The sequence below is a fragment of the Geobacillus sp. LYN3 genome (assembly GCF_003064505.1).
GTDB classification, from domain to species: Bacteria; Bacillota; Bacilli; order Bacillales; family Anoxybacillaceae; genus Parageobacillus_B; species Parageobacillus_B toebii.
In genome coordinates this window covers 1,145,424-1,153,957 of the sequence record NZ_QCWL01000001.1, presented here as the reverse complement: position 1 = coordinate 1,153,957, position 8,534 = coordinate 1,145,424, and the positions used below count along the sequence as shown (strand labels likewise).

Below are 8,534 nucleotides of genomic sequence, written 5' to 3'. Positions count from 1 at the left end.
TGTCGAAAAATATTTTTTGGACACCCCTGAGAGGCCGAAAAGCCTTGATAGATCAACATTTCTAGAGGGAGGCTATAATCATGGATATTCGCGAATTGGTACTTCAGCAGCTTCGAACGGTTATTGACCCAGAACTGGGGATCAATGTCGTGGATTTAGGGTTAATTTATGATTTGCAAATTAATGATGGAAACATATATATTTTAATGACGCTTACGACACCGGGCTTGCCCGCTTCACGACTCCATCGTCGGCGGTGTGAAACGTGCGCTCGAACATATCGATGGAATCCGCGATGTACAAGTACAAATTACATGGAATCCGCCTTGGACTCCGGAACGAATGAGTGAAGAAGCGCTGCGGCAATTAGGGCATTTTTCATAACTTTTTTGGGGAAATGTCCCGTCCGCTTTTACCCCTCCGATAATGTTGTAACGGCTATGCCATAAGCATAGCCGTTTTTTTCTTACACATGTTTCGTAAACCATTTCACCGTTTCTAAAAACGCTTCCCTTGTCACTTTATGCCCTGCCGTATCATCGGAAATAAACTTCAAATTTTCTTCTTTTCCTTGATAAAGCGGTTTTATTTGTTCATAAAACTCATATGTATAAGAATAAGGGACAACTTGGTCGCACTTTCCATGCCAAATAAGAAGCGGACGGCCCGCTAATTTCTCCGGCTGTCTAGAAAGGTCATATTTCATTAATCGCGCCTTTTCCCGCTTTAGTTGTTCATCGGAAAGCGGAATCGCCACTCCCATTTTTTTGCCTGTTTCAATTAAGGCGTCAAAAAATGCTTCATACATTGGATTTCCCATCAGCGAAACGGCCGCTTTAATCCATGGATACTCGGCAAGTGCGCCAAATGTGACAATCCCCCCCATCGATGTACCGGCAAGTCCTACCCGATCCGGCTGAATGAGATTGCGAAGTTCTAATTCCTCTTTGATTTTTTTAATTTCCGTAATCGTACGCGTCACAATATTCCAGAACGCCAATTGCAGCTCACGATCAGATAAAGACGAATCTCGTTCACCGTGATGCAGCGCATCCGGCAAAATCACGCGGTATCCCGCCTCGGCAAGCAAGTACCCAAAGTGCAAATTATGTTCTTTTGCACTTGTAAATCCATGAATAAACAAAATAAACGGCAATCGTTCTTCCCGCTTTTCTTTTTTTACGACATGAAGCACAGGCACTTGGGCAACGGTTTCTTTTTCAATGATGACCATAATCCCAAAACTCCTTCATTCTTTTTTCTATAGTGTAACATGTAGACAAGAATTTTGGAAAAGAGTTACACTATATTAGAAAAGAGCCAAAAAAACAAAATGATGATAAAAATAGTAGTGACCTTAAAATCATGATCGTATATACTTTAAAAAAACAATGTAAAGGGAGTTATTATGAAACAATATTTAATTGCGTTGGATTTAGATGGTACGTTATTAAAAGATGACAAAACGATTTCCCCATTTACTAAAGAAATGATTTTGCGCGCAAAAGAAGAAGGGCATCTTGTCGTGATTGCAACTGGAAGACCTTATCGCGCCAGCAAAATGTACTATGAAGAGATTGGACTCACAACGCCAATTGTCAACTTTAACGGGGCGTTCGTCCATCACCCTGCCGACCATTCATGGGGGATCCGTCATTTTCCGCTTCCGCTCCAAACCGTAAAAGACATCATTGAAGTAAGTGAAACGTACTCGATTAAAAATATTTTAGCCGAAGTGATGGACGATGTATACTTTCATGAACATGATGAAATACTGCTAGATATTGTCCGGCTTGGCAACCCGGCCATCGAAATCGGCGACTTGCGCTATGCATTAAAAGATGATCCAACGAGCATCCTTATTCATACAGACAAACAACATGCCGACCAAATACAGTCGTACTTATCCGACGTTCATGCGAACGTATTGCATCACCGGCGCTGGACCGAGCCATGGCATATGATTGAAATCGTTCGCGCCGGCGTTCATAAAGCGTTTGGCCTCAAGCAAATCGCTGATTATTTCCATATCCCTAGAGAACGGGTCATCGCTTTTGGAGACGAAGATAACGATTTAGAAATGATCGAATGGGCAGGTCATGGCATCGCGATGGGCAACGCGATTGAGCCCCTCAAACAAATCGCCAACGATGTGACTGCAACGAATGAAGAAGATGGCATCGGTATTTATTTAAAATCAATGTTAAAGCTGTAACGAATTGCCTTATTACAATCCCCCCTATACGGTTACACTATCCATGACGCAATACTGCGTCTTTATTTTTTCAAGGGGGGAATACGTCTTGGGTAAACGAAATAAATCGAAACGCTTCATTCAACAAAGCGTCGATGCGGTAGAAAAACATGACGAACGAATCCCTTACCACATGACATACGCTGAAGCGGAAGAGCGCAAAATGCAAAAAGCGTTTGAAACGTCGCTTGGAGGCGAATAACGATGGGCAATCGATTGTTTCAAGAAGCGCGCAAAGCGGTCATGCAGGCAAAACAAGCAGCAAACGGCCAAGCGGATATCGACTTGGATCGCGCGATCGCCATAGCAAAAAACGCCTTATCTTCTGCCTATGCTCATTCCAGCTTGGCAGAAAAAGCGCAGTTGCGTCAATTCCAGGAAGAACTTGATCAACTCACTCAGTAAAGGTTGCGGCGCTCGTCCGCAACCTTTTTATAGGAAAGAAAAATTGTCTTTTTTCATCATAATCGCTACACTAAAATATATCTTATCTTAACTTTATAAGAGGTGGATGCAGTGTCGATTCAAATTATTACGGACAGTGGTAGCGATCTCCCATATTCTTATTTGCAGAAGCATAACATCGCGTTTCTGCCGCTTCTTGTCCATTTCAATGGCGAAGAATATGAAGACTTTATTACCATTGAACCAAAACAAGTATATGACGCGATGCGCAACGGACAAATCGTGAAAACGGCGCAATCGAATCCGCTAAAAATGAAAGAACTATTTACCAAGTACGCAAAAGAAAACCGCCCTTGTCTATATATCGCGTTTTCCTCGCAATTATCTGGTACATATCAAACCGCGATGGCGATTCGCAGCGAAGTGCTTGAAGAATATCCTGAGTTTCAGCTAACGATTATCGATTCGAAGTGCGCGTCGCTCGGACAAGGACTTGTGGTGATGAAAGCGGCGGAACTCGCAGAAAAAGGAATGCCGTACAACCTATTATGCCAAACGATTGCTTCTTACTGCCGCCATATGGAACATATTTTTACGGTTGACAATTTAGAATTTTTGGCGCGCGGCGGGCGAATTAGCAAAACCGCAGCAATGGTTGGCGGCCTTTTAAACATTAAGCCGCTTCTCCATGTCGAAGACGGCAAACTTATTCCGCTGGAGAAATTACGCGGCCGCAAAAAAGTGCTAAAGCGCATGGTCGAAATCATGGGCGAACGCGGCGACGATTTGCAAAAACAAGTGATCGGCATCAGCCACGGCGACGACGAAGAAGCCGCATTGGAATTAAAGCAGCTTATTGAAAAAACATATGGCTGCACGCGCTTTTTCATCACCGAAATCGGCGGTGCGATCGGCGCGCACGCCGGTCCAGGCACGTTGGCACTCTTTTTCTTGAACAAATATATTGAGGTATAAGTTCTTCTTTTCCACGCATACTAATGGTGTACACCGTGGATAAAGGAGTGCACGCCAATTATGTCACATACAAGCGATAACGATAAAAAAGCGCGAGACAACAACGCGAAACGCCATGAAAAAAACATGTTGCGCGAAAAAAACCGCCAGGCTGGGAAATTTGCGTATTCGAAGAAGACGGATCATTTATAAAATTCGGCTGTCCTTTTATACTGGACAGCCTCTTTTCTTTGCCGAGAAGACCCCCACCTCTAAGCGAAGCGTAGGTGGAGGATGAATCGGCATTTTTTGTTTTTTTAGTAATTTTAATAGTTGAAAAGCGTTCTTCTTCTGTCATAAATGAACGGAGGGGGGCTTGGGGCCTTTGAGCAACAACAGACAAAGGAAACAAAAATCCCCCACTTCCACCGGCCTTAGCCGGTAAGTGGGGATAGTTCAATTTCATTCCATCCGAAACTTCGCCATCACCTCATGCAGTTCATCCGTCAATTGTCTTAGTTTCGTCACTTTCTCCACCATTTTTTCAAACGCTGTCAGTTGTTCAGCCATCGAAGCGGCAATTTCTTCACTGCCGGCCGCCGACTGTTCGACGACGGCGCTGATGCTTTCCACATTTTGCAATACTTTCTCCTCTAATTGTTTCGATGTGATAACATCATCGACAAGTGCTTGAATATCGGCGGAAATGCCGGCGACTTTGTCCTCGATTTCGGCAAACGCCTTCGTTGTCGTTTCAATCGATTGCGATTGCTGCTCGGCGATTTTTACCGCTCGGGCAACGGTTTCGGAAACCGTGGAAATGCCATGCTTAATCAGCGAAACTGTTTCAAAAATTTGTTTTGTCGCCTGTGCGGATTGTTCGGCAAGCTTGCGCACTTCTTCCGCGACAACAGCAAATCCTTTCCCCGCTTCTCCCGCTCTTGCGGCTTCAATGGCCGCGTTTAGCGCCAACAAATTCGTTTGTTCCGCCATATCGGATACCACCTTTGCCATTTGTTCAATGTTGGCGGCGTAGCTCGTAAATTCATTCGTTGCCTGTTCAATCGACAATGTCGCTTCATTGCTTTCGCGAATGAAGTGCATTTGTTGTTCCATCGCTTTTTGGCCATGTTGAATCGCTTCGACAGCCGTCTCGCTGTAATGTGCTGTCTGTTCGGTTCGCTCCGCTGTTTTGGCAAACGTATCATCCATTTTTTCAATCTGCTGTACTGCTTGCTGCAATTCTTCAGAGATGCTTTGCGCTCCAGCAGACAGCTCATTGGTGGATAACGCAACTTGCCGGTTGATCTCCGTAAGCATTTTATTTTCTGTTTCGATTTCTTTTGCAAATGTTTCGACTTGTTGACTAACCACTTCTACCGAACGAAGCAGACGCTTCAACTCCTCGACCATTGTATGAAATGCCACATTTAATGCACCTAACTCATCGTTTTGTTTATAGTCAATGCGCTCAACAAGCAAATTGCCCCCCGCGATTTCGACCGCATTGTGGGCAAGCTGCTTGAGCGGATTCGTAATCGAGCGCGTCAGCCGTAGACTCATAGCACCTGACATAACGATGAGCGCGATGCTGCCGATGACCGCCGTCCAAATGACAAAACGGATTTGTGCCTGTAAATCACGCTGGAGCTCCTTGTAGTAATCATTCGTATACAATTGCAGCATGTAAATATCATTGACCGCCCCTTCGATTCGCATCGCTTGCCGTCTTGCTTCCGATACATCGCGATGTTCAAGAGCGGCAAGCGACGCATTATGCACTTCGGCAAATTTTTGTTTTGCTTTTTCTAATAGCGCGCGAAATTCCTTTTGTTTCAATGATTTTTCTAATTCGCCAATCAGCTTTTCTGTCGTTTCGATTTGCGCCAGCACTTCTTGCTTATTTCCTTCCGTCATATTGTAGGCGGCGTTGTTTAAGCTCTGCTTTGCCGATTTCATGCTTGCCTCGAGCTTTTCTACCGTCAACAAAACCGGAACGATATCTTTATTCGTTGCCTCTATCGACAACATATTACCGATAATGAACCCCATCAATATGATGGATGCAATAAGCGAAAGAAACGAATGAAGCCACAATTTTCTGCGAATTGTCATTCTAATCCCCTTTTCTGTATTACTTTGTCGCCACTTTGCCGTCCACAATGTTTTGTTTCCACTGTTCGAGCAGCTGTTGTTTTTGGTCATCCCATGGGATAACGCGAATCGGCGCGAGCCCAACTCCATTTTCCGCTAATCCAAGCTGAACAGTGCCGGTTGGCAATTCCCCTTTTTCCACGTATTGTTTTAACACGCGAAACAAGGCGACATCGACATTTTTGACCATTGATGTCACAACCGCTTTTTCCGCGTAAAAATATTGGTCGCTGTCAACGCCAATCGCATACACACCTCGTGCTTCCGCTTCCCGAAGCGCGCCAACTCCCGTAAATCCCGCCGCCGTATACACGACGTCGCACTTCTTGGCAAACATGTCTTTGGCGATGTTGGCGCCGAGCTTGTCATTGCCGAAATCGCCCGCATATACGGTGTGAACGGAAGCAGACGGGTTCACGGCATGCACTCCTTTTTCAAATCCTTCCGCAAATTTACGAATCAGCGGAACATCGTCTCCCCCAATAAACCCGACGTTGTTTGTTTTTGTTGCTAGCGCCGCCACCACTCCGGCTAGAAAGCTTCCTTCGTCTTCTTTAAACGCAATCGATGTCACGTTTGGCAAATCAGAAATAGAGTCAACTAAAATAAAACGCTGCTTTGGATATTGTTTTGCCACTTTTTCCAAATCCTCTTGCACCATAAAGCCAAGGCCAATGACGACATCATTGCCATCTTTAATAAGCTCCTTCAATCCTTGTTCATACGTTTTCGTATCTTTCAATTCACGATAATCAAAAATGATGCCTAGTTCATCACGCGCTTTCATTAATCCGCGAAATGCCGAGTCGCTAAACGATTGATCTCCAAGTCCGACGTCCGACAACATAATCCCGACTTTGATACTATCTTTTTTCGTTACCGTCTCTTTCGTCGAACAACCAGTCATCATCAAAATAACCAATAACGCAATAACAAGATGCCATATACGTCTTTGTTGTTTCATTTGTTCGTCCCCTTCTTTTCATGGTGTCCATTATTGTTTATCGGCATCATTCTACATTTGTTGAGTTTTTTGCATAAAAAAAGCAAAGCTGTAATTGGCTTTGCTTTTTATGATCGCTTGATATACGTCCATCCATCTTTTTGATATACTTTGTCTTCTTTCATTAATCGTCCTAATGCTCGTTTAAAGGCGGCCTTGCTCATATGAAAGCGCGCTTGGATATCGTCCGGGTCGCTTTTGTCGTGATACGGCATCGCTCCGCCGCGGCTTTCTAAGTACGTATAAATGGCTGCCGCATCTTCGTCGATGCTTTCATGCTTGCGCGACAGTAAGGAGACATTGACCGTCCCATCCTCTTTGACGGCGATAATCCGCCCTTCCACTGCTTCACCGAGGCGCGGCGCGTTTCGCCACTGGGATTCATGTACAAATCCAAGGTAGCCGACATCAGAGATAAGGAAAGCTCCCACCTTAATCACGCGGTAGACGCGCCCGCGAATGTTTTGATTGAACGCTGATTCCGGCGCTTTCACGGCGATTTGTTTCATCGTTTCATCATCCGCTAGTTTAGCAAGCAGCCGGCCTCGTTTATCCGTTTTTAACGAACAATATAATTGATCCCCTCGCTTCGGCCATTGCGAGCGGAGCGGCGGCAAATCATCGATGGACACGAGCATATCTTTGGAAATGCCAATATCGACAAAGACGCCCAATTTCGGAACGATGTCGACCACTTCAACCCAGTCGTATTTGTGGTTCGTAATTTTCGGCATTTTCATGGTAGCGCACAGCTGTCCGTCGTGGTCATGATATAAAAATACCGTTGCCTCGTTGTCGACCGCAAGCGTTGTATTCGCTTCTCTTTTATGCAGCATCACTTCCTCCGTGCCGTTCGTCAAAAAGCAGCCAAACGGCATTTCCCGTTTTACCGTTAATGTCATGATTTCTCCAGGAATTAATCGTTTCATTGCAATCTCTTCCTTTGTCTATATTTTCACGCTTATTATTTCCCACTCCAATGGACAATTCTGCATAAAACACAGTTTTTCCCATCATCACAATAGCACCTCCACGTCGTTCGGCTTCCCCTCCTTTTCTTGTTGTGTCCCTTGCCACATTTTACTATAATAAAATAAAAAATGCTGGAGGTTGTGTATGTCGAAAGAAAGTTCCTTTGATATTGTATCGAAAGTCGACTTATCGGAAGTCACCAATGCGATCAACATCGCGATGAAAGAAATTAAAAACCGCTATGACTTTAAAGGCAGCAAAAGCGACATTTCGCTAGACAAAGACGAACTCATCCTTATTTCCGATGATGAATTTAAATTAGAGCAGCTAAAAGACGTGCTCATCGGCAAGCTCATTAAACGCGGCGTGCCGACGAAAAACATCCAATACGGCAAAATTGAGCCAGCTTCTGGGGGCACAGTGCGCCAGCGCGCCAAACTTGTGCAAGGCATCGATAAAGAAAACGCGAAAAAAATCAACACGATCATTAAAAACACTGGCCTGAAAGTGAAAAGCCAAGTACAGGACGATCAAATCCGCGTCAGCGGCAAAAGCAAAGATGACTTGCAAAAGGTCATCGCTGCGATTCGCGAAGCGGACTTGCCGATTGATGTGCAGTTTGTGAATTATCGATAAGCGGATGAGGCAAGCCTCCATCCGCTTTTTGTTTTACAAGCAGAACGATAGAAAATTTGAAGGAGAAGCCAGCTGGCAAGCTCCCTATAATTCTTATAGCAAGAAAAAAACAGCTCATCTTTTGGGAAAAGCGAGCGCATGATATCAGGTACTGAA

Annotated in this window: 10 protein-coding genes and 1 pseudogene; 7 read left to right on the top strand and 4 right to left on the bottom strand. The window is 44.6% G+C overall.

Annotated elements, in window-relative coordinates:
* Nucleotides 1-80 precede the first annotated feature (80 nt).
* Nucleotides 81-384 (top strand): annotated as a pseudogene (locus tag DCC82_RS06030) (metal-sulfur cluster assembly factor).
* A gap of 82 nt (nucleotides 385-466) precedes the next feature.
* Here the strand turns inward: DCC82_RS06030 and yjfP are convergent.
* On the bottom strand, nucleotides 467-1,234 hold the full coding sequence (gene yjfP, locus DCC82_RS06025; RefSeq protein ID WP_097354201.1) for an esterase: 768 nt from the start codon (nucleotides 1,232-1,234) through the stop codon (nucleotides 467-469).
* Nucleotides 1,235-1,408: 174 nt separating this feature from the next.
* Here yjfP and DCC82_RS06020 point away from each other — a divergent pair, with 174 nt between their 5' ends.
* From DCC82_RS06020 to DCC82_RS06005, 5 genes are all read left to right on the top strand, one after another.
* The gene (locus DCC82_RS06020; RefSeq protein ID WP_012749409.1) at nucleotides 1,409-2,215 is read left to right on the top strand and encodes a Cof-type HAD-IIB family hydrolase; all 807 of its coding nucleotides are present in this window, start codon (nucleotides 1,409-1,411) and stop codon (nucleotides 2,213-2,215) included.
* 88 nt (nucleotides 2,216-2,303) lie between these two features.
* Complete coding sequence (locus DCC82_RS17600) at nucleotides 2,304-2,456, top strand: hypothetical protein (protein ID WP_012749408.1); 153 nt, start codon at nucleotides 2,304-2,306, stop codon at nucleotides 2,454-2,456.
* 2 nt (nucleotides 2,457-2,458) lie between these two features.
* A complete protein-coding gene (locus tag DCC82_RS06015; RefSeq protein WP_012749407.1) occupies nucleotides 2,459-2,659 on the top strand; it encodes a DUF3813 domain-containing protein in 201 nt (66 codons plus the stop codon).
* Nucleotides 2,660-2,770: 111 nt separating this feature from the next.
* Complete coding sequence (locus DCC82_RS06010) at nucleotides 2,771-3,634, top strand: DegV family protein (RefSeq protein ID WP_097354200.1); 864 nt, start codon at nucleotides 2,771-2,773, stop codon at nucleotides 3,632-3,634.
* Nucleotides 3,635-3,694: 60 nt separating this feature from the next.
* The gene (locus tag DCC82_RS06005; protein WP_012749405.1) at nucleotides 3,695-3,826 is read left to right on the top strand and encodes a DUF3941 domain-containing protein; all 132 of its coding nucleotides are present in this window, start codon (nucleotides 3,695-3,697) and stop codon (nucleotides 3,824-3,826) included.
* Nucleotides 3,827-4,075: 249 nt separating this feature from the next.
* On the opposite strand, the gene DCC82_RS06000 is transcribed toward DCC82_RS06005, so the two are convergent.
* The 3 genes from DCC82_RS06000 to DCC82_RS05990 form a co-directional block, all read right to left on the bottom strand.
* Nucleotides 4,076-5,728: a methyl-accepting chemotaxis protein gene (locus tag DCC82_RS06000; RefSeq protein WP_097354199.1), complete on the bottom strand. Its 1,653-nt coding sequence runs from the start codon at nucleotides 5,726-5,728 to the stop codon at nucleotides 4,076-4,078.
* Between the two features lie 19 nt (nucleotides 5,729-5,747).
* Nucleotides 5,748-6,731, bottom strand: a complete 984-nt coding sequence (locus tag DCC82_RS05995) for a BMP family lipoprotein (protein WP_097354198.1) — start codon at nucleotides 6,729-6,731, stop codon at nucleotides 5,748-5,750.
* A gap of 107 nt (nucleotides 6,732-6,838) precedes the next feature.
* The gene (locus tag DCC82_RS05990; protein WP_187252132.1) at nucleotides 6,839-7,699 is read right to left on the bottom strand and encodes a CvfB family protein; all 861 of its coding nucleotides are present in this window, start codon (nucleotides 7,697-7,699) and stop codon (nucleotides 6,839-6,841) included.
* A 187-nt stretch (nucleotides 7,700-7,886) separates the two neighbouring features.
* Between DCC82_RS05990 and DCC82_RS05985 the strand changes: the two genes are divergently transcribed.
* Complete coding sequence (locus DCC82_RS05985) at nucleotides 7,887-8,378, top strand: YajQ family cyclic di-GMP-binding protein (protein WP_062753820.1); 492 nt, start codon at nucleotides 7,887-7,889, stop codon at nucleotides 8,376-8,378.
* Nucleotides 8,379-8,534 lie beyond the last annotated feature (156 nt).